Origin of the sequence: Kineococcus vitellinus, assembly GCF_009906315.1 — a bacterium.
Taxonomy (GTDB): domain Bacteria; phylum Actinomycetota; class Actinomycetes; order Actinomycetales; family Kineococcaceae; genus Kineococcus; species Kineococcus vitellinus.
In genome coordinates this window covers 1-1680 of the sequence record NZ_JAAALL010000510.1, presented here as the reverse complement: position 1 = coordinate 1680, position 1680 = coordinate 1, and the positions used below count along the sequence as shown (strand labels likewise).

At 79.8% G+C, this 1680-nt stretch carries 1 protein-coding gene and 1 pseudogene; one reads left to right on the top strand and one right to left on the bottom strand.

Annotated features, from left to right (window positions below):
- Window positions 1–87: 87 nt before the first annotated feature.
- A complete protein-coding gene (locus GTQ99_RS22955) occupies window positions 88–1137 on the bottom strand; it encodes a PP2C family protein-serine/threonine phosphatase (protein ID WP_166617973.1) in 1050 nt (349 codons plus the stop codon).
- Between the two features lie 79 nt (window positions 1138–1216).
- On the opposite strand from GTQ99_RS22955, the pseudogene GTQ99_RS22950 reads away from it, so the two are divergent.
- A pseudogene (locus tag GTQ99_RS22950) lies at window positions 1217–1680 on the top strand (hypothetical protein); the annotation flags it as partial.

Here is a 1680-nt window from a genome sequence, read left to right as displayed (position 1 = left end):
CCGTAGCCGCGGGGCGCCCGGCGGGGAACCCGCCCGGCTCAGCCCACCCCGGGCCGGTCCACCCCGGGCCGGCTCACGAGGATCGGCTCACGAGGATCGGCGCTGCAGCAGCAGCAGCGCCAGGTCGTCGTCGATGCGGCCGCCGGCGTGCTCGCGCACGTCCTCCAGCAGGCGTTCCAGCGCCGCGTCCAGGTCGCCGCCGGCCGCCAGCGCGCCCGCGGCGGCCTCCACGTCGAAGAAGCGCCCCGCCGCGTCGCGCGCCTCCGCCAGGCCGTCGGTGAACAGCAGCAGCCGCTCGCGCCCGCCGAGCCGGCCGGTCTCCACCAGCGGTTCCACGCCGAGGCCCAGCGGTGGGCTGCGGTGCTCCCCGACCGCCGCCACGACCCCGTCGGCGCCCACGCGCAGCGGGGCGGGGTGCCCGCACAGCACCACGTCGAGGCGGCCGTCCGGGCAGACCTCGCAGAAGACGGCCGTGACGAAGTCCTCCGCCGCCAGCCGCGGCGCCACGGACGCCTCCACGCGGCGCGCCAGCTCGGCCAGGCAGACGTCCGGCTGCGGCGCGCTGTGCCGGAAGGCCGACAGCACGGCCGCGGCGGTGTGCACGGCGGGCAGCCCCTTGCCGCGCACGTCGCCGAGCACCACGCGCACCGACCCCTCCGTGGCCACCGCGTCGAACAGGTCCCCGCCGACCAGCGCGTGCGCGCTCGCCGACTGGTAGCGGGAGGCCAGGTCCAGGTGGCCGACGCGGGCGGGGACCGGGGCCAGGATCGCGGTCTGCGCGACCGTGGCGACCTCGGTGACCTGCCGCACGTGCTGCTCGCGGCGGGCGCGCACGTGGGCGCTGAGCACGGCCATCACCGCCAGCGCCGCGCTGCCGGCCACGCGCACCAGGCCGTCGCGGCCGGGCAGGTCCCCGGCGTCCGCGCTGAGCAGCGCCACGGCCGCGGTGGCCGCGCCGGCCACGAGCGAGGTGGCCCGCCAGGAGGTGTAGAGCGAGGCGACGAAGGCCGCCAGCGCCAGCCACGGCACCACGACCAGCCGGCCGTCGGCCACGTGCTGGGTGACGGTCAGCACCACCACCCACGTCAGCGACAGCGCGAGCACCAGCGCCCGCCTGCGCGCACCGTCGTCAACCATCACGCTGAGTCTCGCAGCCGTCCGGCGCCCGGGAGAAATCCGCTCGTGCCCGCCGCGGCGAGCAGCCAGCATGGGCGCCGTGGACCTCGCGAGCCTCGTCCTGCACGCCCAGGCCGACGCCTGGGCCGAGCAGGCGCGCCTGCGCCCGGGCGGCGCGAGCGCCGAGCTGCCGGGCGCCCGGCTGGCCGCCAGCGGGCTGCCGCACCCCCAGCACAACGGCGCGGACCTCACCGACGCCTCCGCCGTCGACGAGGCCGCGGTGGCCCGCTGGTTCGCCGAGCGCGAGCTGCCGTGGGCCTGGCGGGTGCCGGCGCTCCGCGGCTGGGAGGGCGGGCGGCTCCTGCTCGAGCAGCGCCTCATGGGCCTGCCGGCGCAGGACCTGCGCCCGGCGCCGCTGCCCGCCGGCGTCGCGGTGCGCACCGCGACGCCGGCGGACGCGGACGCCGTGGTCGCCGTCGACGTCGCGGCCTTCGGCGGCCCGCCGGCGCCGGCGCGCGCCTGGCTGGCGGGGCTGCTGGCCGCCTCCGGGCGCCGCGCGGGCGG

Excerpts from the sequence above, each read along its gene's own strand:
- GTQ99_RS22955 (WP_166617973.1), bottom strand. The coding sequence starts at position 1,137 with ATGGTTGACGACGGTGCGCGCAGGCGGGCGCTGGTGCTCGCGCTGTCG.